This window comes from Bradyrhizobium sp. SZCCHNR1051 (assembly GCF_032489615.1).
GTDB lineage: Bacteria > Pseudomonadota > Alphaproteobacteria > Rhizobiales > Xanthobacteraceae > Bradyrhizobium.
The window spans coordinates 1-25,472 of record NZ_JAUEYJ010000042.1 but is presented as its reverse complement, the minus strand read 5'-3'; the positions used below and the strand labels follow the sequence as shown (position 1 = coordinate 25,472).

The 25,472-nt window shown below is 65.7% G+C and carries 24 protein-coding genes and 1 tRNA gene; 12 read left to right on the top strand and 13 right to left on the bottom strand.

Translation table 11 applies throughout. From position 1 onward, the window contains the following. Positions 1 to 70: 70 nt before the first annotated feature. The 5 genes from QW868_RS32855 to QW868_RS32835 all read right to left on the bottom strand — a co-directional run bounded on the left by QW868_RS32855 (position 71) and on the right by QW868_RS32835 (position 6,596). On the bottom strand, positions 71 to 3,403 hold the full coding sequence (locus QW868_RS32855; protein WP_316232500.1) for a PIN domain-containing protein: 3,333 nt from the start codon (positions 3,401 to 3,403) through the stop codon (positions 71 to 73). 206 nt (positions 3,404 to 3,609) lie between these two features. Next, a complete protein-coding gene (locus tag QW868_RS32850) occupies positions 3,610 to 4,074 on the bottom strand; it encodes a hypothetical protein (protein ID WP_316232499.1) in 465 nt (154 codons plus the stop codon). 138 nt (positions 4,075 to 4,212) lie between these two features. Continuing rightward, positions 4,213 to 4,287, bottom strand: a tRNA-Val gene (locus tag QW868_RS32845). A 242-nt stretch (positions 4,288 to 4,529) separates the two neighbouring features. After that, positions 4,530 to 5,819, bottom strand: coding sequence for a hypothetical protein (locus tag QW868_RS32840; RefSeq protein WP_315734117.1), 1,290 nt, complete (start codon positions 5,817 to 5,819; stop codon positions 4,530 to 4,532). Between the two features lie 132 nt (positions 5,820 to 5,951). Then, positions 5,952 to 6,596 (bottom strand): DUF1134 domain-containing protein, encoded by a 645-nt coding sequence (locus QW868_RS32835; protein ID WP_315771790.1) that lies wholly within the window; start codon positions 6,594 to 6,596, stop codon positions 5,952 to 5,954. A 119-nt stretch (positions 6,597 to 6,715) separates the two neighbouring features. Here QW868_RS32835 and QW868_RS32830 point away from each other — a divergent pair, with 119 nt between their 5' ends. Continuing rightward, complete coding sequence (locus tag QW868_RS32830; protein WP_316232498.1) at positions 6,716 to 7,225, top strand: YHS domain-containing (seleno)protein; 510 nt, start codon at positions 6,716 to 6,718, stop codon at positions 7,223 to 7,225. Positions 7,226 to 7,239: 14 nt separating this feature from the next. On the opposite strand, the gene cysQ is transcribed toward QW868_RS32830, so the two are convergent. After that, positions 7,240 to 8,073, bottom strand: coding sequence for a 3'(2'),5'-bisphosphate nucleotidase CysQ (gene cysQ / locus QW868_RS32825; protein WP_316232497.1), 834 nt, complete (start codon positions 8,071 to 8,073; stop codon positions 7,240 to 7,242). Between the two features lie 236 nt (positions 8,074 to 8,309). Between cysQ and chpT the strand changes: the two genes are divergently transcribed. The 6 genes from chpT (at position 8,310) to QW868_RS32795 (ending at position 15,072) form a co-directional block, all read left to right on the top strand. After that, positions 8,310 to 8,972: a histidine phosphotransferase ChpT gene (gene chpT / locus QW868_RS32820; RefSeq protein WP_315734106.1), complete on the top strand. Its 663-nt coding sequence runs from the start codon at positions 8,310 to 8,312 to the stop codon at positions 8,970 to 8,972. Between the two features lie 242 nt (positions 8,973 to 9,214). After that, complete coding sequence (locus QW868_RS32815; protein ID WP_315757213.1) at positions 9,215 to 12,010, top strand: hybrid sensor histidine kinase/response regulator; 2,796 nt, start codon at positions 9,215 to 9,217, stop codon at positions 12,008 to 12,010. A 26-nt stretch (positions 12,011 to 12,036) separates the two neighbouring features. Further along, on the top strand, positions 12,037 to 12,507 hold the full coding sequence (locus QW868_RS32810; RefSeq protein ID WP_172114528.1) for a chemotaxis protein CheW: 471 nt from the start codon (positions 12,037 to 12,039) through the stop codon (positions 12,505 to 12,507). A 68-nt stretch (positions 12,508 to 12,575) separates the two neighbouring features. Next, positions 12,576 to 12,941, top strand: a complete 366-nt coding sequence (locus tag QW868_RS32805) for a PleD family two-component system response regulator (RefSeq protein ID WP_006613312.1) — start codon at positions 12,576 to 12,578, stop codon at positions 12,939 to 12,941. A gap of 74 nt (positions 12,942 to 13,015) precedes the next feature. After that, positions 13,016 to 14,206: a chemotaxis response regulator protein-glutamate methylesterase gene (locus tag QW868_RS32800; RefSeq protein WP_315786038.1), complete on the top strand. Its 1,191-nt coding sequence runs from the start codon at positions 13,016 to 13,018 to the stop codon at positions 14,204 to 14,206. After that, a complete protein-coding gene (locus QW868_RS32795; protein ID WP_315734099.1) occupies positions 14,203 to 15,072 on the top strand; it encodes a protein-glutamate O-methyltransferase CheR in 870 nt (289 codons plus the stop codon). Before QW868_RS32800 ends, QW868_RS32795 begins: the two co-directional genes overlap by 4 nt. Before the next feature lie 143 nt (positions 15,073 to 15,215). On the opposite strand, the gene QW868_RS32790 is transcribed toward QW868_RS32795, so the two are convergent. The 7 genes from QW868_RS32790 to QW868_RS32760 all read right to left on the bottom strand — a co-directional run bounded on the left by QW868_RS32790 (position 15,216) and on the right by QW868_RS32760 (position 19,822). Beyond that, positions 15,216 to 16,301 carry a DUF2252 family protein gene (locus QW868_RS32790; RefSeq protein WP_316232496.1) on the bottom strand — a complete coding sequence of 362 codons (1,086 nt, stop codon included), beginning with the start codon at positions 16,299 to 16,301 and terminating at the stop codon, positions 15,216 to 15,218. A 36-nt stretch (positions 16,302 to 16,337) separates the two neighbouring features. Next, positions 16,338 to 16,586 carry a hypothetical protein gene (locus QW868_RS32785; protein ID WP_315775347.1) on the bottom strand — a complete coding sequence of 83 codons (249 nt, stop codon included), beginning with the start codon at positions 16,584 to 16,586 and terminating at the stop codon, positions 16,338 to 16,340. 106 nt (positions 16,587 to 16,692) lie between these two features. Then, positions 16,693 to 17,856 carry a glutathionylspermidine synthase family protein gene (locus QW868_RS32780; protein WP_315775346.1) on the bottom strand — a complete coding sequence of 388 codons (1,164 nt, stop codon included), beginning with the start codon at positions 17,854 to 17,856 and terminating at the stop codon, positions 16,693 to 16,695. Positions 17,857 to 17,861: 5 nt separating this feature from the next. Next, on the bottom strand, positions 17,862 to 18,134 hold the full coding sequence (locus tag QW868_RS32775; protein ID WP_315775345.1) for a hypothetical protein: 273 nt from the start codon (positions 18,132 to 18,134) through the stop codon (positions 17,862 to 17,864). A gap of 61 nt (positions 18,135 to 18,195) precedes the next feature. Beyond that, the gene (locus QW868_RS32770; RefSeq protein ID WP_315775344.1) at positions 18,196 to 18,588 is read right to left on the bottom strand and encodes a hypothetical protein; all 393 of its coding nucleotides are present in this window, start codon (positions 18,586 to 18,588) and stop codon (positions 18,196 to 18,198) included. Between the two features lie 2 nt (positions 18,589 to 18,590). Next, positions 18,591 to 18,995 (bottom strand): DUF350 domain-containing protein, encoded by a 405-nt coding sequence (locus QW868_RS32765; RefSeq protein ID WP_315734089.1) that lies wholly within the window; start codon positions 18,993 to 18,995, stop codon positions 18,591 to 18,593. Between the two features lie 71 nt (positions 18,996 to 19,066). Beyond that, positions 19,067 to 19,822 carry a GntR family transcriptional regulator gene (locus QW868_RS32760; RefSeq protein WP_315775343.1) on the bottom strand — a complete coding sequence of 252 codons (756 nt, stop codon included), beginning with the start codon at positions 19,820 to 19,822 and terminating at the stop codon, positions 19,067 to 19,069. A 200-nt stretch (positions 19,823 to 20,022) separates the two neighbouring features. On the opposite strand from QW868_RS32760, the gene QW868_RS32755 reads away from it, so the two are divergent. From QW868_RS32755 to hydA, 5 genes are all read left to right on the top strand, one after another. Continuing rightward, the gene (locus QW868_RS32755; RefSeq protein ID WP_315775835.1) at positions 20,023 to 21,030 is read left to right on the top strand and encodes an ABC transporter substrate-binding protein; all 1,008 of its coding nucleotides are present in this window, start codon (positions 20,023 to 20,025) and stop codon (positions 21,028 to 21,030) included. 1 nt (position 21,031) lies between these two features. Continuing rightward, positions 21,032 to 21,841, top strand: coding sequence for an ABC transporter permease (locus QW868_RS32750; RefSeq protein ID WP_315734084.1), 810 nt, complete (start codon positions 21,032 to 21,034; stop codon positions 21,839 to 21,841). A 2-nt stretch (positions 21,842 to 21,843) separates the two neighbouring features. Further along, complete coding sequence (locus tag QW868_RS32745; RefSeq protein WP_316232501.1) at positions 21,844 to 22,620, top strand: ABC transporter ATP-binding protein; 777 nt, start codon at positions 21,844 to 21,846, stop codon at positions 22,618 to 22,620. 247 nt (positions 22,621 to 22,867) lie between these two features. After that, positions 22,868 to 23,596, top strand: a complete 729-nt coding sequence (locus tag QW868_RS32740; RefSeq protein WP_315775342.1) for an aspartate/glutamate racemase family protein — start codon at positions 22,868 to 22,870, stop codon at positions 23,594 to 23,596. Between the two features lie 12 nt (positions 23,597 to 23,608). Beyond that, positions 23,609 to 25,012 carry a dihydropyrimidinase gene (gene hydA / locus QW868_RS32735; protein ID WP_316232495.1) on the top strand — a complete coding sequence of 468 codons (1,404 nt, stop codon included), beginning with the start codon at positions 23,609 to 23,611 and terminating at the stop codon, positions 25,010 to 25,012. Positions 25,013 to 25,472 lie beyond the last annotated feature (460 nt).

Genomic DNA, 25,472 nt, shown 5'->3' with positions numbered 1-25,472 from the left:
GCACTACTCTAGGGATCGCTGGACCGGACCCGACAGGCTTCAACAAGCAGACACTGTCAGAAACCAGCAATCAAGAGGCCTTCTTGCGCCGGCGTCGGGACGGCGCCGCAGGCGCAAGTGCACTCTCCAAACTTGCTTGGACGATGAAATGGCCCCGGAGCCAGCCGGCCAGGTATCTTGTCAGAGCGCGATCGTGGCGGGTGCGCAGGAGGATCTCGCCAAGCAACGGGGCCCAATCGTGGCTTCGGTTGCTCAGGAAGATTTCGAGACTGAGCCCGGTAGCGGCTCTCGTCCTTACCCAGTCCAGCACGTCGTCCGGAGGCCAGAGGAGGGCGAAGAAGCTGACGAGAACGTTCACATGGGACTTTATCTCGGCGTTCGGGCCGCCGAGGCATTGGAGCGCCGCCCGAAGCCCGGGAAAGCCGTCCTCATCCTGGCGTGCGATGAGGTAGAGCAAGGGACCGTTCAGCACCACGTGATCGTGCGCATTCCTGGCCAAACCGACGACTGCCTTTGCGTATTCGGAAGCGACCAGCTGCCGGTCTTCAGTGGCGGCGAGAAGCGCGGCCTGTAACCAGGTTCCAGCGGTTCTTGTGGCTTCCGCCGCCAACTGGCGGAACCGCATGTCGTCGGACAACAACAGCGCGTTGCTACGGGCGGCGAGGAAGGCAGCATCAAGGAATCGACTGCCGCCTAAGGCAAGCAAGTTCTCCGTCGTCTCGGAAATATCATCGGGCACGAGCACCTGGACGACTTCGCAGTTCTGCTCGATGCAGTCGAGGACACGCTTGATCGCCGCGATCTGGTGATCGCGGTATTCGTCGGTCACTTCGTTTCGATAGAACTGCCCGTTCTGATAGCTGACCGTCATCTGGCGCCGGCCGCGGCCTTCGTCTTCGCGCCTTATGATACGGTCGATCATTGCCAGCGTCGAAGTCGGCGTCTGCAGTTTTCCGAACCACTCCTTGAGGGCAGGCAGGATCCCGATCTCGGCTGCGACCCAGGCCGTATAAGCGTCGAGCACCGCCCCGCGACCCCGGTGGTTCCGTGCCAGTCTGATGGCGCCGGTGCGTTCGGGGGCGGTCCCCAGGCACGTGACGATCCGGCCGCCCAATTTTCGCACGAACTGGGCGAAACTGACGACGTCGCCGCCGAGTCCTCGCGCGATGAATGCGAGCGGGAAGGGCTTCTCCATGTAGACTTGCGCGTTCTTGATGTTCTCTTCGGCGCTTCGGCGGACGACATCGAGAACACCGTCGATGTTGTCTTGGCCAACCGTGAACCTGGCCAGCCCAGGCGTGCCGGGAAAACGGGTTTCGAACTCCTCGAAAACGCGATGCTGAAGGTGCAGATACTTGGATTTGACCTCGACGACCTTCCAGGTTTCGGGCTGATCTAGGCCGAACTTAGGCATCTCGAACGTTTCGCCGCGACGCAAGCCCATCACGCGGGTCGCGATGCCAGACGTCGCGGCTTGAACGTTCATGCCGAAGAAGTCGGCCCCCTCGTCGATCACGAAGTCCTGCCGCAGGCCGTCGGGTGCCTCGACGGCCACGTAGGTGCCGAGACCTGCGGTCGTCGCTGTGAACATCGGGTTGGCCTCGTACATCAGGCCCAGGCCGGCATAACCCAACGCGATGTTGGGGTTGTTCGGATGGCGGCGGACGAGGTCATAGGCGGCGATGTAGGCCCGATTGAAGTCTCCTTGGCGGAGCGTCTCGAGCGCCAGTCGCATGATGTGCTCGGGAGCGCCGACTTGGCGTGCAAGGTCGACCGCGCGGATTACGGCGCCGGCGCCGGCGACGTCCGCCGATCGGTACAAAGCATCGTAAAGGCGCAGCGCGACGAACGCGTCCGTCGGATCTTCAGCGTGAAGATGGCGGAGCAGCTTGATCGCTTCGGGAAGCTTGCCGACGTCGGCCAGGACGCTCGCGTGTGCGCGGGCGATCGGGTGAGCGTTCCGAAGACGGGTAGGCAGGCGAGAGAAGAAGGTGAGATTTCGGTCGCGGTGCGGATGCTCGTTGGCATGGGCCACCGAAAGCAACTCGAATTCCTTCTCGAAACCTTCGAACGGAAGGTGTCCATCCAGGAGCTGGATGACCGTGGCTGGTGAGCCGGCCCGATCGGCTTCGTGCGCGACCATGAGGCGTGTCGCGACATGACTATCTTCCGGAACCGCATCCACCGCGGCTTCGAACGCCGATTCCGCGACGTCGCGCAATCCGATCGCTGTGGCGACCTGCGCGATCAGCACGAGGCCGCGCGGGCTGTCTTTGAATTTCGAGATCAGATCCGTCAACGGCGCGGGGTCTGCCGGACTTCCGTCAGATGGTCTGCCGGTTTCCGCGATCGGAGCAAGCGCGATTGCGACTTCGGTTACGCGTTCTTCGTGATCAGGAATATTGGCCTTGCCGAAGAGTTCGACGGCGTCCGACCACCGGTTCTCGCCGATGGCAATCACCCCGGCGTGGAAGGCGAGATCGGGGTCGTCTGGTGCTAGGGCGATGAGGCGGCGAGCAAGATCGGCTCTGCCGAAACTCAACGCGACGGTCACGGCGTTGAGCAGGACGCCCGGCTCATCGATTTTGGCGTCGGCCATGCGCTCGACGTGAGCCAGCGCCTTTTCCCTATCGTGCAGGAACCGGTAGGCGATCATGGCGACCGATAGGGTGTGGATCGCGTCGTCAAAATGGCTGGTCAGCAACCATGGCTTGGATCGCCAGTCGGCCTCCAGTATCTCGGCGGCCGCAGCGAGCCTCGCGCGCTGGTCGGCGTTCACGATCAGCGTGCGCTGAGCGAAAGGGTCGCGCGATATCTCGTCGACGTCGGCGAAGGCCGCCAGCATCTTCAGGTGTTCGGAGTCCGGATGTTTGGCGAGCGCCTGTCGCGCGAAATCCCACCATTGCGGAACCAGATTGCGGCCCCGAAGAAACGCGGTCTGCGCGACGAGAAGGCTCTCCTTGTCACGCAAGTCGTTCGGAATGCCGTCGAGGCCATCGGTAACGCTTGCGACCTTGGCGGCTATTTGCGGCAGGTAGGACGCGAGCACTTCGTTGGTGGGATCTGCATCCAGCCGTTCTCGGCCGAAGCGGTATGCTTCGTCGGCGTCTCCCTGCACGAAGAGGGCAAGGGTGCGGTTCGCGATCGCGCGCGGATCGCTCGGCGCTTCGTTGTACGCGTCGAGAAGCCATCGGATCGCTTCGGCGCCTTCCCCACGCGCGAGATGCTGCAATCCGATGTTTGCCTTTGCGCGGTAGCGGATGGTGCCGCTCGCATCGGCCGGGAGGCTATCCATGAAGCTGTGAAACAGCTTCAGATTGGTGTCCGGATCCGCGGTCTTCGCACCATCCCGTAAGCGATCCAGCTGATCCGAGAGGTTTTGTTCATGCGCCGGAACGATCACCTCTTGGACCTGCACGAGCCCAGTAGTTAGACCCGCGGTCTGGAGCACGCTTCGCAACGCGCTCTGGATCTGAGCTAGGTCGGCGCCTTGATATTGGTTGACGGTGACCGTGGCATTTCCACCGGCCCGCGCGTCGATGCGAAGACCGGCAGCACTCTGATCCGTGTTGGAGACCGGCGCGCTGTTAGGACCGACGAGCGCGCCGGCTATTTTCCCGGATCTCTTCCCGTATCCAGATGCAGGCCTTCGATGGTGACGTCTTGGCCGGCCTTGACCTTCGCCGCGACCTCGCGGGCGCCCTGGATGTCGCGAATGAAGGCATTGCCGCCGGCCTCGATGTCGAGCCCTACTCGAGAGTGTACAGCGGTTTTGGCGATGGCGTCTGCCTGCATCGCTCGAACGAGCGCCTCGACGAACGGAGCGAGCACGGTCGCCTCGTCGGGCCGCAGCTCGTCGTCAACGCAGCGTGAAAGATCCTTGCGGCCTTCCTCATGCGTAGTGGGACTCTCAAGTTTCGCCAGCGCGGCCGAGGCCCGGGATCCGAACACGTGGCCGACCTTCTCCTTCAATTTGCGGTAGGCGTCCTTGGTGACTTCCTTGATAGTCTCGGTACCGACCAGTTCTGCGCCGGCAACGAGCAGGGCGGTGAGCGTAAGCGGTTCGGGCATCACGTGCTTCTTTTCGTGAAAACGAGACTCGAACTGGTCGGTCAGATCACCGATTGTTCCTGTACCCCTGCTGTACCCCGCGCACTTCGGGGAACAGGCGGAGGGAAACGTCTTTGTAAGCTGCTGATCTTATTCGCTTAATGGTGGGCGCACAAGGGATCGAACCTTGGACCTCTCCCGTGTGAAGGGAACGCTCTCCCGCTGAGCTATGCGCCCGGATCCTGGTGGCTGCCGGCCGTGGGGCCGTAAGAGGCAGCTGCCGAAGCAGTCCGTCGGAGCCCGCGATTTACGAAGCGCGGGCAGGGGGTGTCAAGGATTTGCGGCGCCGCTGGCGAGGAAAACTGCCGGGGTGCGGTGGCCCGTCCTCGATAGGGATCGAAACCGGCCCTCTCGCGGGCCTGCCTCCATACTGAAGCGAGGGGCGGATATCCGCCGCACTCGGCGCCGATCCGGCGGCCTCAGGCCCCGAGCTGCCGTGCTCGCGAGGCATGAGACTGCAGCGCGCGGATGCGGTCGGCCAGGGTGCCGCCTTGCGGACCGCCTGCGCCGGCTGCAGCGGCCGGAGCCGCGGCGACGCCATTGGCGTTGGCCGGCTTGGCGGGGGCCGGCTCGGCGGCCAGCATGGCTTCGATGGTCGAGTTCGGACCCTCGATCTGCATCGCGAGCTTGGCAACCTCGGCGGCGATGTCGTTGATGCGCTCACGCAAGAGCGCGTTCTCCATCCGCTCCTGGGCCCAGGTGCTCTCGGCCTGCTGCTGGATCGCGTTCATCTCGCGCTGCAGCTTGGTGCGCTCGTCGCGGGCGGCCTGCAATTGCTCTTCGAGGGCGGCCTTCTCGGATTTGAGCCGCTCAAATGCGGCCGACTTGCCGCTGCCGAAGCCGGCCAGCTCCTCTCGCAGCTCCTTCAAGGCGCGGTCGGCGGCCACGTTGGCCTCGCGCAACTGGTTGTTCTCGAAATCACGTTCGGCAAGCAGCTTGCCCTGGGTCGACAGCCGGCCCTCGAGGTCGGCAACGCGCGTCGCCAGCATCTCGGCTTCCTTGACCTGAACGATCAGCTGGCGGTCGAGCTCGGTGACGCGCTGGCTGAGATTCTCGACCCGCGCGCGGGCGTCATTGAGCGCCTTGGTCGCGGTGTCGGATTCGTCGCGCTCCAGCGCGAGCCGCGTCTGGGTGGCGGAGAATTCCTTCTCGGCGTCGGCCACGCGGCTGCGCAGCTCCTCGACCTGGGTCCTGACCGACACCAGCTCGACCTGGCGGCTGTCCGCCAGCAGCGCCTTGTCGTTGAGCTCGGTGCTCAGCCGGACCAGCTCGGCCTGCTTCTCCTTCAGCGCCTGCTCGGCGGCGCGCAGCGCCTCGGTCTTGGCGGCGAACTCCTCTTCCGTGGCGCGGAGCTGGTCCTTGAGCGCCTTCTCGCGCGCCTCCAGCGCGAAGATCGCAGCGTTCTTCTCGCCGAGCTCGATCTTCATGCGGTTGATGGCGTCGGTCTTCTTGCCGAGGTCGGCGAGCTGGCCGGTGGCCTTGTTCTTGAGCGCGTCGACGCTCATCTCCAGCCGCCGCGCCGACATCGCGAACTCCGCGCGCAGCTGGTCCTTGTCGGCCTGGATCTCGGCCATCGACAGCGGCGTCGCCGCCTCGAGCCGGCGCGTCGTCAGCCGCACCGCACGATTGTGCACCAGCGGCACGATCATCAGCGCACAGAGCATGGCGATCAGAAAACCGATCGCAAAATACATGATCGGCTCGACCATGACGCACAACTCCCGGTCCAAAATGATTAACGGAATCACAATGCACGGCGGGCTGATTCAACGCCAGCCCAATGCCGTGTTAACCTTGATCCGTCGCGGGAGAACGTGTCCTAGCGGTACCAGCCGGCGACCTCAGAACGGGTTCCAGGTCGCACTTGGGGTGAACTTGAGGTAGCCGACATTGGCGCCGAGCCGCAGGCCGATCCCGGACCGGATCGGCACCAGCACGATGTTGTTGGCGGTGAGCGCCGTCATGCCGAAGCCGCCGACGATATAGGCCGAGCCATCGATGCCGACGAAGCGCTGATAGATCGCGCTGGTCGCCGGCAGATTGTAGACCAGCGTCATGGTGCGGGCGCCGTCGCCGCCCCAGTCGAAGCCGAGCGAGGGGCCCTGCCAGTAGACGCGGAGGTCGCCGGCGTTCTTGGTGTAGAGCGTGCCCTCGCCGTAACGGAGACCGGCGACGAAAGCACCGGCGCCTTCCTCGCCCAGGATATAGCCGTTCGGCAGGCCCCATTGGCTGACGGCGCGCTCGATCACCGAGGCGAGGCCGCGCGAGACGTTGCCGAAGAAGCGGTGGCCGGCATTGACGAGCTCGTCCGGATTGAAGCTGTCCGGGCTCGGCGCAGGGCGCGGCGGCGGTGCGGGCTGCTGATACGGCGGCGCAGCCTGGTAGGGCGGCGCAGCAGGCGGGGGCGCCTGCTGCGCGGCGACCGACGCGGTCATGGCCAGCACGGCCGCTAGCGTGGCGGCGGCAAGGCGTGATGCGAAACTCATCGATGGAAATCCCCTGCTATCGGCTGCCCGAGCCTCGCCTTAACCTGACGCCAACCCCATCGGGCGATTGTCGGGCGAGGGGCGATGCCCCTGCGACTCCCATGTTATCGGCACCAACTATGACCGCACAACGGCAACAACCGAACCAGACCGGATCAAAGTCGCTGTTTCGCCTTGTAATTGCCGCTATCGCGCTCGCTGCGCTGCTGCTGCCGGTCGGCGCGCCGGCGGCCACGACGCCGCGCATCATCTCCGACCGCTTCAGCGGGCTGGCGATCGACGGCTTCGACCCCGTTTCATATTTCGTGGATGGCAAGGCCCTGCTGGGACTGCCGGATTTCGAGGCGTCCCAGGGTGGGGTGGTCTGGCGGTTTCGCAACGAGGGCAATCGCGCCTCCTTCCTGGCCCATCCGGAGGTCTACGGCCCGCAATTCGGCGGCTACGACCCGACCGATGTGGCTCGCGGCGTGACGGTGGCCGGCAACCCGCGCTTCTTCGTCGTGGTCGAGGAACGGCTGTTCCTGTTCAATCGCGAGGAAAGCCGCGACGCCTTCGCGGCCGACCCGAGCCGCTATCTGCCGCGGGCGGAAGCTCGTTGGCCGGCGCTCGAGGAGGATCTGCCGCAGTAGGCGGCAGGGCTGTCTCAAATCCTCACCGCAGCCGGGTCGCCCCAGGCGATGAACGACGGCACGATGAAGCCGTCGGGGCGCTCGCCATAGCGCAACGGCGCGCCGGTCTCGCTGGTGACGGTGCCGCCGGCGGCTGCGACCACGGCATGGCCTGCCGCCACGTCCCATTCCGAGGTCGGGCCGAGCCGCGGATAGATGTCGGCCAGACCTTCGGCGAGCCGGCCGAACTTCACGGCCGAGCCGAGCGGCAGGCGCACCGCGCCTGGACGGGCCGCAATGAAGGCTTCGGTGCGGGCATCGCCATGCGACCGGCTGACTGCGGCGACCCATGCCGCGCCCTGCGGCGGCATCGGCCGGGTGCGGATCGGCTCGGCGGCCGCCAAACCCGCCTCCGTGAACGACAGCCGCTCGGCGCCACGGCCGACCAGACCGCGCCAGATCTGGCCGATGGCCGGCGCGCAGACGATGCCGAGCAGCGGTCTGCCGCCGGTGACCAGCGCCAGATTGACCGTGAACTCGCCGCGCCCGGCGACGAACTCCTTGGTGCCGTCGAGCGGATCGATCAGGAAGAAGCTGCCATTGAACGGTCCTGCGCTCGCCCCGACCCGCTCCTCCGACAGCGCGGGAATCGCGGGCGCCAGCCGTGCCAGCCCTTCGGCAATGACCCTGTCGGCGGCAAGATCGGCCTCGGTGACCGGCGAGCCGTCGGATTTGTCGGTGACAGCCATGGCGCGGCGGTTGACGGCGAGGATCGCGTAGGCCGCCTCGACGACGAGCTCCGTCAGGGGCGTCATCAGCGCGGCGGCGGCCTCGACCTCGACGGTTCCTGCAGTCGGTGCCGTCGTCATTGCGCGGTGCTCCTTCCGGCCGTTCCGTACGCAGCTTGCATCATCGTATCCTTGTTCTGGCGCCGGCGCATCCGGGTACGGCCGTTCGCACGTTCATTGAGCTGCGGCTGCCGGGAAAACCGCTACGTACTTTCCCGTGTCCCGCCCTCAGTCCGGTGGCGGTCCATGCTTTCGCAGTGTATCAAGCGTTAACGCAAGCATGATTCGCCCAGGTTCGCGGATTTCAGGAACATCGAATGTCCGGCACGTCCTCTCCCGAGATCGCCAATCCGATTCCCGCTCCCGATACGCTCGAACTTGCCGCTCTGCTCTGCTCGAAGGTCTGCCACGACCTGATTAGTCCGGTCGGCGCGATCGTCAATGGGCTCGAGGTGCTCGACGACAATCCGAAGCCGGAGGATCGCGACTTCGCGCTGGAGCTGATCCGCAAGAGCGCCAAGACGGCGTCGGCGCGGCTGCAGTTCTGCCGCCTCGCCTTTGGTGCGGCCGGCTCTGCGGGCGCGCAGATCGATCTCGGCGACGCCCAGACCATGGCGCGCGGCCACATCGAGGACGCCAAGACCTCGATCACCTGGAATCTGCCGCGGCTGCTGTTGCCCAAGAACCGGGTCAAGCTGCTGCTCAACATGATGGTGGTGGCGCAGCAGACGATCCCGCGCGGCGGCATGCTGACCGTCGACCCGATCGGCGACGGCGAGTCCATGAGCTTCCGCGTCGCTGCCACCGGGCTCAATGCCCGCCTGCCGCAGAACATCGTCAATCTGCTTGGCGGCGAATTGCAGTCGACCATCGATGCCCACGCGGTGCAGCCCTACTACACCCGTCTGCTCGCCGATGCCTGCGGCCTCAAGGTGACGCTCACCGCCGACGGCAACGCGATGGTCGTGCAGGCGGCCTGATCTGGCAGACGTCCTGCCGCGTCAGTCCTGCGACCTCGTGCCGTGGGACAGACGCAACAATCCATTCACCATGGTTAATCAAGCCTTGCCGATGGGTCCGAATTTGTCCGGATGCATCTTATCTCTTTGTTGAGTCCGTTCATTTGCGCTTACTCAACTAATATTAAACGCTTTGCACCGAAACTGGCCACGGTTTGAAGGGCGCGTCATGTCGCGTTCCGTTGCGTGCGAAGGCCAGTTTCATGGATGACCTGTTGCGTGAGTTTCTGACGGAGACCAGCGAGAGCCTGGACACCGTCGATAATCAATTGGTGCGGTTCGAGCAGGAGCCGAACAACGCCAAGATCCTCGATAACATCTTCCGGCTGGTGCACACGATCAAGGGGACCTGCGGCTTCCTCGGCCTGCCGCGGCTCGAAGCGCTGGCGCATGCCGCCGAGACCCTGATGGGCAAGTTCCGCGACGGCATGCCGGTCACCGGCGAGGCCGTGACGCTGATCCTCACCACCATCGACCGCATCAAGGACATCCTCGGACAGCTCGAGGCCAACGAGGCCGAGCCCGAAGGCGAGGACCGCGACCTCATCAGCGAGCTCGAAGCCATGGTCGAGCGCGGCATGGCGGCAATGGCCGCGTCGGCGGAGCCGATCGCGATGGCCGGCGAGACCGCGCCACCGCTTGCGCCTGCAGCGCCGGCCGCGCCCGCGGTCACGCACGGCTCGCTGATCGACCAGACGCTGGAGCGTCCGCTGCGTCCGGGCGAAGTGTCGCTCGACGAGCTCGAGCGGGCCTTCCGCGAGACCGCGATCGAGTTGCCGCCCGCGCATGAGAAGGCGCCTGAGCCCAAAGCCGCTGCCCCGGCGCCGGTTGCCAAGGCCGGGCCTGCCAAGGCGGAAGCAGAGGCCAAGGCCGAGGCGCCGAAGAAGGCGGCGCGCGCCAAGGCCAATGCCGATGGCGAGGTGCACGAGAACGACAAGGTCGCCAACCAGTCGATCCGCGTCAACGTCGACACGCTCGAACATCTGATGACGATGGTCTCGGAGCTGGTGCTGACGCGCAACCAGCTGCTCGAGATCGCCCGCCGCAACGAGGACACCGAGTTCAAGGTGCCGCTGCAGCGGCTGTCCAACGTCACCGCCGAGCTGCAGGAGGGCGTCATGAAGACGCGCATGCAGCCGATCGGCAATGCCTGGCAGAAGCTGCCGCGCATCGTCCGCGACCTCGCCACCGAACTCGGCAAGCAGATCGAGCTCGAGATGCACGGCGCCGACACCGAGCTCGACCGCCAGGTGCTCGACCTGATCAAGGACCCGCTCACCCACATGGTGCGCAACTCCGCCGATCACGGCCTGGAGACGATGGCCGAGCGCGCCGCGGCCGGCAAGGCCGAGCAGGGCACGATCCGGCTGTCCGCCTATCACGAAGGCGGCCATATCATCATCTGCATCGCCGACAACGGCCGCGGCCTCAACACCGAGCGCATCAAGGCCAAGGCCTTGGCGAACGGCCTCGTCACCGAGGCCGAGCTCGAGAAGATGACGGAAGCGCAGATCCACAAGTTCATCTTCGAGCCGGGCTTCTCGACCGCGGCCGCCGTCACCTCGGTCTCGGGCCGCGGCGTCGGCATGGACGTGGTGCGCACCAACATCGACCAGATCGGCGGCACCATCGACATCAAGTCGGTGCTCGGCGAGGGCACCTCGGTCACCATCAAGATCCCGCTGACGCTCGCGATCGTCTCGGCGCTGATCGTCGAAGCCGGCGGCGACCGCTTCGCGATCCCGCAATTGTCGGTCGTCGAGCTGGTGCGCGCGCGCGCCAACTCCGAGCACCGCATCGAGCGCATCAAGGACACCGCGGTGCTGCGCTTGCGCAACAAGCTGCTGCCGCTGATGCATCTGAAGAAGCTCTTGAAGATCGACGACGGCTCGTCGACCGATCCGGAGAACGGCTTCATCGTGGTGACGCAGGTCGGCAACCAGACCTTCGGCATCGTGGTCGACTGCGTGTTCCACACCGAGGAAATCGTGGTCAAGCCGATGTCGACCAAGCTGCGTCACATCGACATGTTCTCGGGCAACACCATCCTGGGCGACGGCGCCGTGATCATGATCATCGATCCGAACGGTATCGCCAAGGCGCTCGGCGCCGCCGGCTCGGCCTCGCAGGCGGTGTCGGACGAGCACGCCGCGCATCACGCCATCGGCGGTGAGCAGCTCACCTCGCTGCTGGTGTTCCGCGCCGGCACGGCGCAGCCCAAGGCGGTGCCGCTGGCGCTGGTCACGCGCCTGGAGGAGATCGCGGCCGACAAGATCGAGATCTCCAACGGCCGCTACATGGTGCAGTACCGCGACCAGCTAATGCCCTTGGTGCAGATGGAAGGCGTGTCGGTGCAGACGTCGGGCTCGCAGCCGATCCTGGTGTTCGCCGACGAGACCCGGGCGATGGGCCTCGTGGTCGACGAGATCATCGACATCGTCGAGGAGCGGCTCAACATCCAGGTCTCCGGCGCCAAGGACGGCATCCTCGGCTCGGCGGTGATCAAGGGCCAGGCGACGGAAGTGATCGACGTTGGCCACTTCCTGCCGATGGCGTTCGCCGATTGGTTCATCCGCAAGGAGATGGCGACCGAGTCGCAGACGCAGTCGGTGCTCTTGGTCGACGACTCGCCGTTCTTCCGCAACATGCTGGCGCCGGTGTTGAAGTCGGCCGGCTACAAGGTGCGCACGGCGGCGTCGGCGATCGAGGGCCTCGCCACGCTGCGTTCCGGGCACAGCTTTGACATCGTCGTCACCGACATCGAGATGCCGGAGATGAACGGCTTCGAGTTCACCGAGGCGATCCGCGCCGACCAGAACCTGAACCAGATGCCGGTCATCGCGGTGTCGTCGCTGGTGTCGCCGGCGGCGATCGAGCGCGGCCGCCAGGCCGGGCTCTACGACTACATCGCCAAGTTCGACCGTCCCGGCCTGATCGCGGCGCTGAAGGAACAGATCGAGGAACGGGCGCGCGCCGAAGCCAACCGGCGGGCCGCGTGACAGCAAGCGGACAGGAGTAGCGTGCGATGAGCAGCAAGATCGAAACCACCGAAGGCGCCGCCGTCGAATACGTCACTGCGATGATCGGCGGTCAGCTGTTCGGCCTGCCCATCTCCCGGGTGCAGGACGTGTTCATGCCGGAGCGGGTGACGCGGGTGCCGCTGTCGTCGGCGGAGATCGCCGGCGTCCTCAATCTGCGCGGCCGCATCGTGACCGTCGTCGACATGCGGGCGCGGCTCGGCCTCGCCCGTGCCGAGGACGGCAAGCCGCCGATGGCGGTCGGCGTCGATCTGCGTGGCGAGTCCTATGGTCTCCTGATCGATCAGATCGGCGAGGTGCTGCGGCTGCCCGAGGAGAGCCGGGAGGAGAACCCGGTCAATCTCGACCCGCGCATGGCGAAGCTCGCCGGCGGCGTGCACCGCCTCGACGGTCAGCTGATGGTCATCCTCGATGTCGATCGCGTGCTCGAGCTCGCAGCAGACAAGATGGCGGCCTGAACACTGCAATTTGAGGGCGGCGGCGCATCAGGCGTCGTTGCATTGGATCCTGACCTCGTGAGGCTGATATGAGAACGTGTCTGGTAGTTGACGATTCCAGCGTCATTCGAAAGGTGGCGCGACGCATTCTGGAAGGTCTGGATTTCCAGATCGTGGAAGCGGAGGACGGCGAGCAGGCTCTGGAGATCTGCAAGCGGGGCCTTCCCGATGCGGTGTTGCTCGACTGGAACATGCCCGTCATGGACGGCTATGAGTTTCTCGGAAATCTCCGGCGCATGCCCGGTGGCGACGCGCCGAAGGTGGTGTTCTGCACGACCGAGAACGATGTCGCGCACATCGCGCGCGCGCTGCACGCCGGCGCCAACGAGTACATCATGAAGCCCTTCGACAAGGACATCGTGACCGCGAAGTTTCAGGAAGTCGGGCTGATCTGATCTCCGTTGCGTGCGGCGGTCCCGTGGTCGTCCGGGCTTGCCGTCACCCCGTGCCTCTGTCCTGTTGGTGAACTATGAGCGTCGCGTTGGCCAGTTCTTCGATCCCGAGTTCGATCAGGCAGGAACCTCTCCGGGTGATGGTCGTGGACGACTCCGTCGTCATCCGCGGCATGATCTCGCGTTGGATCGCGTCTGAGCCCGACATGGTCGTGGCGGCGTCGCTGCGCACCGGCCTGGAAGCCGTGAACCAGATCGATCGCGTCAATCCCGACGTCGCCGTGCTCGACATCGAGATGCCCGAGCTCGACGGCATTGCCGCCCTGCCGAAGCTGCTTGCCAAGAAGAAGAACCTCGCCGTCATCATGGCGTCGACGCTGACCCGCCGCAACGCGGAGATCAGCTTCAAGGCGCTGTCGCTCGGCGCGGCCGACTACATCCCGAAGCCCGAGAGCACGCGCGAGGCCTCGGCGGCCGACAATTTCCACTACGATTTGATTCAGAAGATCCGCAATCTTGGCGCCAAGGCGCGCCGCGCCGCTCCTGCTCCGCATGCGCCGGCCGCATCGCCGATCGTTCCGCAAGTCCAGGGGCTCCGGCCTGCGCTTGCATCGCGGCCGATGGTCGCCCCCGTGGCGCCCGCCGTGCCGACCCAGCTGGCGCGCCGCTCCTTCAGCACGCAGATGCCGAAGGTGCTGCTGATCGGATCGTCGACGGGCGGCCCGCAGGCGCTGATGTCGCTGGTGACCGAGCTCGGTCCCGTGATCGACCGCTTTCCGGTGCTGATCACCCAGCATATGCCGCCGACCTTCACCACCATCCTCGCCGAGCATCTGGCGCGCTCGAGCCGCCGACCGGCCCACGAGGCCGTCGACGGTGAGGTGGTGAAGCCGGGTCAGATCTACCTTGCCCCCGGCGGCCGCCACATGCGTGTAGCGCGCCATGGCGCCGATGTGGTGATCGCGCTCGACAACGGTCCTCCGATCAATTTCTGCAAGCCCGCCGTCGATCCCTTGTTCATGTCGGCGATCGAGGTCTGGCAGGGCTCGACCCTGGCCGTGATCCTGACGGGCATGGGCTCCGACGGCATGCGCGGCGGCAAGGACATCGTCGCCGCCGGTGGCAGCGTGATCGCGCAGGACGAGGCGACCAGCGTGGTCTGGGGCATGCCGGGCTCAGCCGCCAATGCCGGCATCTGCGCGGCCGTCCTTCCCTTGAACCAGATCGGACCGAAGCTGGTCCGTCTGTTTGCTGGAGACCGTTCGTGACACCCCTGGACTATGAGTTCTTGCGTAAGGTCCTGAAGGATCGCTCCGGCCTCGATCTGTCGGCCGACAAGCAGTACCTGGTCGAAAGCCGGTTGCTGCCGCTGGCCCGCCGCGCCAACCTGCCGGGCATCCCGGAGCTGGTGCAGAAGATCAGGAGCGGCGCGGAGCAGCTCACGACGCAGGTGGTCGAGGCGATGACCACCAACGAGACGTTCTTCTTCCGCGACAAGATTCCGTTCGATCATCTCCGTGAGGGCATCCTGCCGGCGCTGATCCAGTCGCGCGCCAATCGTCGTTCCCTGCGCATCTGGTCGGCCGCCTGCTCGACCGGACAGGAGCCGTATTCGATCGCGATGTGCCTGCGCGAATTCGGTCCCGCTCTGGCGGGCTGGCGCATCGAGATCATTGCCACCGACCTGTCGCAGGAGGTGCTGGAGAAATCGAAGGCCGGCCTCTATAGCCAGTTCGAGGTGCAGCGTGGATTGCCGATCCAGCTGCTGGTGAAATATTTCACACAGCTCGGCGAGCTCTGGCAGCTCAGCGCCGACATCCGCGGCATGGTCCAGCATCGCCAGCTCAATCTGCTGCAGGACTTCTCGCATCTCGGCAAATTCGACATCATCTTCTGCCGAAACGTGCTGATCTATTTCGACCAGGAGACCAAGGCCTCGATCTTCGAGCGGATGGCCAAGGTGATGGAGCCCGACGGCACGCTGTTGCTGGGAGCCGCCGAATCGGTCGTCGGCATCACCGACGCGTTCAGGCCCAACCAGGAGCGGCGGGGTCTGTACCAGATCAATCCGGTGCGCAGTCCGCGCGGTGGCGCTGCGCTGCTGCCCGGCCTCAAGGTGGTCGCTGCTCGCTGACGTTTGCGCTGAGCGCGAAGACATCGTCGGAACATCGGCCGGCGTCGGCCGTGCGGCCGGACTGACCGGTGTGTGATGAAGGTCGCGCTCCGGTCGGTGCTTCCTCGTCCTCGCCGTATCGGCCGTCACGTCGAGCGCTGAACTCAGGCCCGTCGGCACCACACGTCGTAGTCCCTCTCCGTCGCCTCGCGTGCGGCGCGGGAAGCTCTGCGCAGCCAGCCCGAACCGCGTTTCCTGAGATCCGCCGCGATGGTGCTGCTGACGCGACCGTCAGCCGCATGGACGGAGGCGAGCTCCGCGCCCATGCCGCGTAGAAGGACGAGCTTGAGGTCGGCGCCGGCCTCCTTGCCGAGGTCGATCTTGCGCGCATCGGCCGACAATCGCCGAACGACGTAGTCCCCCTCGTCGGTCCGGTAAACGCGGAGGAATGGATCGGGCGCGCGATGGGCTCCATTCGAGAGTTCAATGAACCTGTGCTGAGGCGCCGGCTTCCGTTGCGGCTTGTCCTTCGCCCAGGTCCAGGCCGAAGGGACCAACGCCTTCGCTTCGCGCACGACGCGGCCGCCGCGCCATGTTGCGACGACGACGAAGCGTGGACGTCCCAGGCTGCCGCCGCCGGCGGCGCGGCGGAAGAATCTCGGCGTCTCGCCCGTCCCGGGAAGGCTGCCGAGGAGCAACTTATGGACGGCGGAAGGAATTGCATCCGCCGGCATCAATCCGTCGATCTCGTCCCAGAATTTTCGCCGGCACTGATCCGAGCATTTGACGTAGGAGCGGATCCACATCTCATGGTCGTCGAGCAGCGCCGGCCCTGGCCTTTGAAGTCCGTGGCGATAGCCTTCCAGGATCGCGTCTGCCGCATCGCGGTTGCCGATCTCCATTTTCGGCGCGAGCTCGACGCTGGTCGTGAGTCGGACCAGATCGAGGACGTAGGGCATCACCGCGGCCTCGTCGAAATCATTGACGCCCCACACCCAGCGCCCGTCGGCGTCGCGCCATGTCCCGAAATTCTCTAGGTGGATGTCGCCGACGCACAGCGCGACCGGTGCCTCGGCCAGCTCCGGGTAGATCTCCTCGATGCGCCGCGCCCAGCGGTAGTACGTCGCCCGCAGGAAGATGAAGGGGCTCTTTCGCATCCGCTCGTGCTTGGTGAGGAGGTCGTCCTCGACCACTGCGCATTGGCTGCGAAGCCAGGCCTCGTAGGCCGCGGTATCTTCGATGATGGACACGCGATGCCTCCCGATGCGCCGGGCCCGAGCGAAGCCTTATGAGTTGCGTTGATGCCGAACGAACGTGGTCTCGCCCATCGCGCGCAGCGCGCGCTTGTCGAACGGCTTGTCGAACGGCTTGTCGAACGGCTTGGCGAGCCGGGGCAGGCCGCGGATATCCGGCGGAAACAGCGTCGCATCGTCATGGCCCGAGGTAATGACGATCTTCAGATCGAGCGCGATCAGGCCCTCGTCCTCGGCGACCAGGATCCGCAGGCCTTCGAGTTCGGTATTGTCCGTCGCCATGCCTCATCCCGACTATGCGCGCCGATCCGGCAGGGAATTCCCCTCGGTCCTATCTAGTGCTCCGGAACCGCGTGTCGAGGCGCTTTCGCTGGCTGTCGTCAAGATCCTACAGGATTGCATGCGGCAAAAAGCGCGAGCGGTTGCCGGTGATCGGGCTCGTGTCCTCGCGGATCGACAGGCCGCATGGCTCGTGGTCGACGAGCCAGCTGCCGATCACCGGGAACACGCCGCCGAAATCCGGCAGCGGCGCCACCGCCTGGCGGATGTAGCCCTCGGCGCCGTAGGGCCCGTCCTGCGCGGAGACGGCGACGCCGTCGGACACCAGGCTGACATTGGCGCCCTCGCGCGAGTAGATCGGCTTGCGCACGAAGCTCGAGCCGAGGCTGGCGGCTTTCGGATCGTCCTCGAAATAGGCCGGCAGCAGGTTCGGATGGCCTTCGTGCATCTGCCAGAGCAGCGGCAGGATGCCCTTGTTGGACAGGATGGCCTTCCACGGCGGCTCGATCCATTGCGTCGGCGCTTGCGCGAGCTTGGCGCCGAACTCATCGCGGAACATCCATTCCCAGGGATAGAGCTTGAAGGCGAGCGCGATGTCGCCGTCGTCGAGATCGACGAAGCCGCCGCCGATCTCGCGCCAGCCGATGTCGGCGACATCAAGGATGGTTGTCGACAGGCCCGCTTGGGCTGCCGTGTCGGCCAGATAGGCCAGGGTCGCGGCGTCCTCGGCGTTGCCGGTGAGCCCGGCCAGATGCACGCGGCGCTGCCTGCCGAGGGCGCGCCAGCGCTCGATCAGGCGCTCATGGATCGAGTTGTACTGGTCCGCACGCCCCGGCAGGATGCGACGTTCGATCGCCTGCTCGAGCCAGGTCCATTGGAACACCGCAGCCTCGAAGATCGATGTCGGCGTATCGGCATTGTATTCGAGCAGCTTCGCCGGCGCGCGGCCGCCGTGATAGCTGAGGTCGAACCGTCCGTAGAGGCTGCCGTCCCTTCGCTTCCAGCTCTCCGCCAGCAGCGGCCAGATCGCCTGCGGGATCTTCAGGCGGCGGAGCAGCGCCTCGTCGCCGATGACGCGTGCGACCAGCGCGAGGCACATCTGCTCGATCTCGGCCGTCGGCTCCTCGATGCCGAGCTCGATCTCGGCGATCGTGAACGCGTAGTAGGCGCGCTCGTCCCAATAGCGCTCGCCGTCGAGTTCGTAGAAGGCGAATCCGCATCGTGCCGCCGTCTCGCGCCAGTCGTCACGTTCGGGGCAGGGGATGCGCTGCATCGGTGTCAGCCCCAGGTAACACCAACCATGCCGTGCCCGTGGCAACCGGGCGCAGCATCGCCGAAGCCGCCATCGATGATGCGGCCATGACCGCGTCCGCGCGGTCCCGGCGCCGTCCCGCGTCGGCGACCACGCGATCGCTTGTTCGCAAAATGTTGCGAGGCGGCGGCGGACACCGCAGCCTTGATCGTCGCCGGCACCACCAGGTGCGGACGTTGCATCGGATCGCTTCCGATGAGTCGGTAGGCCAGTTTTTTATGATTTTGAGTCTGTGTCAAAGATCCGAATCCAAGGAAACATCACAAACGCGGTGTTTTCACGGCGCCGGCGCGACGAAAATCAGCCGCCGCCTCCGAAGCCGTGTCCGAACGAGCCGAAGCCGCCGCGCGAGACATGCGCGGAGGACGCCTCGGCGACATGGCTCGAGCCGCTGCTTCTGGAATCGCTGTCGCCGCTGGAAAATCCCCAGCGACCGGAGCCGCTGCCGCCGCCACCGCCGCTCGAGCGGCGCGTCGTGCATTCGCTCGTCTGCGGCTGGCCGGCCATCGTCGGCGTCTCGGTGCCCTGCTGCGGGCAGCTCTGCTGCCGCGGCATCAGCGCATAGGCGGTGCTGCCGACGGCGAGCGTGCCCATCAGCAGCAGCGCGACGTGGCCGGAGCGCTTCACCGGCGGCGTCGCGGGCGGGGGCGGCATCGGCCGGCGCTTGCCGAATTCGCGGCGTTGCTTGGACATGGTCAGATGATCATCGAGGCGGCGTTGAGTGCGCCGGCGGAGAGCGACGCGAGACCGAGCCAGATTGCGGAGGCCAGCTCGCCGGCGACGATGCGCTGGGCGAGATCCGGCACCGGGATGCGCACGAGGTAATAGACGATCACCTGGACGATCAGCGCGACCAGCGCCCAGATCAGGCAGTCAAGCACGTTGGCGGAATGGGCGATGGCGCTGACCAGCGGCAGGGTGAAGCCGAGCAGGCTGAGGCCGAGCGCGATCGCAGCCGACGGATGGTTGTCCCGGATCAGCTGGAATTCATTGTAGGGCGTGACGCGGGTGTAGATGAACAGGTAGGCCGTCACCGCGACCAGCGCGGTACAGAAGTACACCAGAAAGGCCGGCAGGCCGGCGAGCGATTGCAGGATCATGGATCAGGCCCGACGCGTGGAAGCTCTCATCTGTCGCGATGCCAGCATGCCCGGTTCGACGTGAACAAAGTCTATCCGTCTTTCGCCGGATCCAGCCTGGCCTGGTCCAGCATCTGCAGCACGGAATCGCCCGTCTTGCGGGTGTGCTCGGAGAGCGCCTCGGCGAAGCCGTCGCCGTCTCGGGCCCGCAGCAACGCCATGAAGGCCTCGTGCTCGCCGATCGACTCGTCCCAGCGCCGCGCGTCGTAATTGGCGACCGCCCGCGCGCGGAACACGCTCGCATGCAGGGTGCTCCACATGTTGAGCAGCACGGCGTTGCCGGCGAGCTTGGTGATCTCGGCATGGATCTGCTGGTTGAGCCGGAAATAGGCGGCGCGCTCGGCGACGCGATGCAGCGCCACCAGCTCGGCATGCATGGCGTCGAGCCTGGCGAGGTCGTCCGCCGTCGCACGCGCGGCCGCGGCGCGGCCCGCGGTGGCATCGAGCGACACCATCACGTCGAAGATCTCGGCGATCTCGCGGGCGTCGATCGGCGTCACCACGGGCGTGCGATGCGGCCGCAGCTCGATCAGGCCCTCGGCGGCGAGGATCTTGAAGGCCTCGCGCAGCGGCGTGCGCGAGACGCCGAAGGTCTCGCACAGCATGCGCTCGGGCAAGGCAGCGCCGGCGGCGAGCTCGCCGTCCACGATCATCTCGCGCACCCTGGCGACGAGCTGATCGTGCAGCGACAGCCGATCGAGCGGCCGCTGGGAGTGGTCGGACGACAGCTTCAGCCGCGCCGGCTTGAAGCGCGTCTTCAGTCTGGGCCGGGGTGCTGGTGGGGTCATGTGGGCGCGGCTGCTCCGCTGCGAGATGCCTGAAATTCGGGCGATGCGCCCGCGGATCAGGCAGGTTCTCCAAGTTTGATATGCTGTTTCATACTGATTTTATTATATAAAATCAATATTGCATATCGCATCCAGTTGGCATGTCGTTTGCTAATGAGAGGACAAGCCGTGACAATCCCGTGGATCGACCTGCCCTGGAGATGGATGTGAAACGTTTCGTGCTGCCCATTCTCGCCCTGCTCGCGCTCGCGCTGCCCTCGCTCAGCTTCGCCGACGACGCCGCCAAGATCAAACTCGGCTACGCCAAATGCGCGCATTGCACGCCGATGTCGCTGACGCCGCAATTCGCGGAGGGCGTCGCGATCGACGCCGTCAGCTTCAACACCGGCACTGATGCGCTGACCGCGCTGGTGTCGAAGAACATCGACGTCGCGCAAGTCACTTATCTGCACTACGCCATCGCGCTCGACAAAGGCTTCGATGTCGTCGCCATCTCCGGCCAGGTCAATGGCGGCTCGGCGATCCTGCTCGGCAATGATCTTGAGATCGCGCCGGGCGACTGGACCGCGCTGAAGGCTGTCATCGCCAAGTTCAAGGCCGACGGCAAGCCGTTCCGCGTCGCCGCCTCGCGCGGTAATGCGCAGGACATTCACATGCGCGGTGCCTTCGCCAAGCAGGGCATCGACATCAATAAGGACGTGCAGTTCATCAACATCCCGAACCCGTCGGATCATCTGCAGGCGCTGCGCCGTGGCGAGGTCGAGCTGATCTGCACCGTCGAGCCGTTCGCGACCCAGATCATGCAGGCCAAGGCGGCGAAGTTCTTCGGCTTCCCCTATGACCAGGCCGCCGGCAAGCTGACCAATCTGATCCTGACCCGCTCCGACGTCATCGCATCCAACCCGAAGGCGCTGGAGGGCGTGGTGCGCGCGGTCGTGAAGGTCGACGCGCACATCGCGGCCGACAAGCCGGCGCTGATCGAGGTGATCTCCAAGATCACCGGCCTGGACAAGGCGATCGCCACCGGCGCGGTCGAGAATCTCGATCCCGATCCGAAGATGTACCGCGCTTCCGCGCTCGCCATCGCCACGATGATGCGCGACCTCAAATACATCAACTCGGACGTCTCGGCGGCGGTCGAGAAGAACCTCGACTACCGCTTCCTGGAAGCGGCGACCGGCAAGCCGAAGAGCGAGCTCGGCTACTGAGATGGCCGCGCTCGCCCAGCTCAGGAAGCTCGACCGCACCATCGTGCCCGTGCTGGTGCTCGCGGGCTGGGAGGCGTTCTCGCGCTCCGGCGCGCTGCCGGCGGCGCTGCTGCCGGCGCCGTCGACGGTGCTGTGGGCGTGGGCGGACTGGCTGGTCGGCACCGACGGCAACACCCAGACCTACAGCGCGCATTGGCTCGCCGACATGCTGGCGAGCCTGTCGCGCGTCGCGGCGGGCTTTGCCATCGCCACTTTGCTCGGCGTCGGCCTCGGGGTCGCGATCGGCTGGTCGCGCAAGACCGAGATCGTGATCGAGCCGACCTTGCAGATGCTCAGGCCGATCCCGCCGGTGTCGTGGATCCCGCTCGCCATCATCTGGTTCGGCATCGCCAACAAGCCGGCGATCTTCCTGGTGTTTCTCGGCGCCTTCTTCCCGATCCTGCTCAACACCATCCACGGCGTGAAGACCTGCGACCGCAATCTCATTCGCGCCGGCGCCATGGTCGGCGGCAGCGAGCGCAAGCTGTTGCGCTACATCGTCGTGCCCGCGGCGATGCCGAGCATCTTTGCCGGGCTTCGCATCGGCATCGGCTCGGCCTGGATGCTCACCGTGACGGCCGAGATGGTCGCGGTGAAGAGCGGGCTCGGCTACGTGCTGTGGGATTCCTACTACTTCCTGCGTTACGATCTGGTGCTGGCGGCGATGGCGAGCATCGGCCTGCTCGGCTTCTGCAGCGATCTCGCCATTCGCTTCGTGATGGCGCGCGTGCTGCACTGGCAGCGCAACACCACCTTGGGCGGCGGGGAATGAGCATGGTCGCGATCGAGATCGCCAGCGTCTCCAAGATCTTCACCGACAGGAAGCGCAACGCCGAGGTGACGGCGCTCGCCGACATCAGCCTCAGCATCGCGCGCAACGAGTTCGTCTGCCTGCTCGGCCCGTCCGGCTGCGGTAAGTCGACCCTTCTCAACATGATCGCCGGATTCGAGCAGCCGAGCGCGGGCCGCATCGCCGTCGACGGCGAGACGGTGACGGCGCCCGGCGCCGATCGCGGCGTCGTCTTCCAGCACGCCAATCTGATGCCGTGGCTGCCGGTGTGGGAGAACGTCGCCTTTCATCTGCTGCTCGGCGGCGGCCAGAAGGCCGAGCGCCGGGCCAAGGCGCAGGTCTATATCGACATGGTCGGGCTCACCGGCTTCGAGAACCACTATCCGTCGGAACTGTCCGGCGGCATGAACCAGCGTGTCGGCATTGCGCGGGCGCTGCTGATGAACCCGCAAGTGATCCTGATGGACGAGCCGTTCGGCGCGCTCGACGAGCAGACCCGCATGGACATGCAGACCGAGCTTGTCAGGATCTGGCAGCAGCACCAGGGCACGATCGTGTTCGTCACCCACGGCATCGACGAGGCGCTGACGCTCGGCACCCATGTCGCGGTGATGAGCGCACGTCCCGGCCGCATCGTCGAGATCATCCCGATCGACCTGCCGCGCCCGCGGGATATCACCAGCCCGCAGTTCAATGCGCTCAAGCGGCACATCCTGGCGCTGCTGCGCGGCGAGCGGGCGGAGCAGGGGGAGCGGGTGTGAGGATGGCCCGATTGCTCCCGCACAAACGATGCATGTTGAAGCCGAGACAGCTCGATATGCGCAGTGCGCCCCCTCTCCCGCTTGCGGGGGAGGGCTGGGGTGGGGGCGCTCCACGGCACGCTGCCCGTGAGGAGAGAGTTCCCCCACCCGGATCGCATCTGCGATGCGATCCGACCTCCCCCGCAAGCGGGAGAGGTCTTCCCGCCGACCACCTCCAACTGCCCGCGCCGAGAGAGGCAAACCACCAATGACCAAACGCACTCTCCTCGGCATGCTGACGCCGTCGTCGAACACCGCGCTGGAGCCGATCACCTCGGCCATGGTCGCCGGGCTGCCGAACGTGTCAGCGCATTTCTCGCGCTTCAAGGTCACTGAGATCGCGTTGTCGACCGACGCGCTGGCGCAGTTCGACACATCGAACATCCTGCGCGCGGCAGAATTGCTCGCGCATGCCAGGGTCGACGTGATCGGCTGGAACGGCACCTCCTCGGGCTGGCTCGGCTTCGAGGCCGACGTCAAGCTGTGCGAGCAGATCACCGCGGCGACCGGCATTCCCGCGACCACCTCGATGCTGGCGCTGAACGAGATTCTGACGAGATCCGGCGTGAAGCGGCTCGGCTATGTCACACCCTATCGCGACGACGTGCAGGCGCGGATCATCGCCAACTACGAGACGCTCAGCATCGGTTGCGGCGGCGACCGCCATCTCGGCCTGCAGGACAATTTCTCCTTCGCCGAGGTCACCGAGGCGCAGCTCGAGCGCATGATCCGCGAGGTCGCGGCCGAGAAACCCGATGCGATCGCCGTCGTCTGCACCAACCTGCGCGCCGCGCCGCTGGTCGACAGGATGGAGCAGGAGACGGGCATTCCAATTCTCGACACCATCGCCACCGTGGTATGGAAGAGCCTGAAGGTCGCCGGCGTCGATCCGGCCGCCGTGACCGGCTGGGGCTCGCTGTTCAAGAACTTCGCCTGAGAAGGACGTCACATGGCTGCATTCGACACCGTCATCCGCAACGGCACCGTCGCCACCGCGAGCGATACGTTCAAGGCCGATGTCGCCATCAAGAGCGGCCGCATCGTCGCGATCGGCGAGGCCATCACCGATGCCGACGAAATCGTCGATGCCACGGGCCTGCTGGTGCTGCCGGGCGGCATCGACAGCCACGTCCATATCAGCCAGCCCTCCGGCCCCGGCATCGTCATGGCCGACGATTTCGAGAGTGCGACGCGCGCCGCCGCCTTCGGCGGCAACACGTTTGTCATGCCCTACTGCCTGCAGGAGAAGGGCCAGCCGCTGCGATCAGCGCTGAAGGACTATCATGCCCTCGCCGACAACGCTTGCTACGTCGACCACTCCTTCCACCTCATCATCGCCGACCCCTCCGACGCCGTGCTCGGCCAGGAGCTGCCGGCGCTGGTCGCCGACGGCTATTCGTCGCTGAAGATCTTCATGACCTATGAGGGCCTCGCGCTCAGCGACTACGAGATTTTGGGCGTGCTGCAGGTCGCGCGCGAACGCGGGGCCTTGGTGCAGATCCACGCCGAGAACTACGACGCCATCCGCTTCCTCACCGACCGCCTGGAGCGCGCCGGCAACATCGCGCCGTATTATCACGGCAAGTCGCGGCCGATTCCGGTCGAGCGCGAGGCGACCCATCGCGCGATCTCGCTGGCCGAGCTGATCGACGTGCCGATCGTCATCGTCCACGTCTCCAACCGCGAGGCGATGGAGGAGATCCGCCGCGCGCAGGCGCGCGGCCTGAAGATCCACGGCGAGACCTGCCCGCAATATCTGGTGCTGACCGAAGAGGACATGCAGGGCCTCAACATGGAAGGCGCCAAATATGTCTGCTCGCCGCCGCCGCGTGACAAGGCCAGCCAGGAGGCGTGCTGGGAAGGCCTGCAGCAGGGCGTGTTCTCGCTGTTCTCGTCGGATCACTGCCCGTTCCGCTATGACGACGAGGCCGGCAAGCTGACGCCGAAGGGCCGCACCAGCTTTCGCTGGGTGCCGAACGGCATCCCCGGCGTCGAGACGCGGCTGCCGATCCTGTTCTCCGAAGGCGTCAACAAGGGCCGCATCACCCTGAACCAGTTCGTCGCCTTCACCGCCACCAACCACGCCAAGACGTATGGGCTGAGGGCTAAGGGCTCCATCGCGATCGGCTACGATGCCGACGTCGCGCTGTGGGACCCGACCAAGACGGCCAAGATCAGCCAGTCCGGCCTGCACCACGGCTCCGACTACACGCCCTATGAAGGCATCGAGATCACCGGCTGGCCGGTCGCGACGATGCTGCGCGGAAAATTCGTCGTGCGCGACGGCCAGCTGGTCGGCGCCAAGGGCGACGGCCGCTACGTTACGCGCGGCAAGCCAAGCGCAGTGGCCTGAGTGGCCTAAGCACGCTCTTCCCATCCGTCATTGCGAGCGCAGCGGCGCAGCGAAGCAATCCAAACTCGAGCTCGCGACTCTGGATTGCGTCGTCGCTTCGCCCTTCGCAATGACGGCCAATTGCGATATCGCTCCTGTGAACAACCGTCAGACAAGGAGTGCCGCTAGGTCCGCGGCTCTTCCGAGACCCTGATCATGATGTGGGTCCGCGGGATCGCATCATGATCTCGTCTCTTTGCTCGAAGCTGATCGTGGGTGAACGATCGTTCCAGTCCTCAGCGGACTGGAAGCGGGTTCAATAGGCCGTCCATCCGCCGTCCGTCGCGTAGAATGCGCCGGTCAGGTTCGACGCGTCGGGCGACAGCAGGAACAGTATCTCCGCGACTAGAGCGTGATGTTTTTTGCCGGAATCAGGATTCCCGAGTCGGTGAACTTCTGATTCAGATTCCATGCTGGAGCC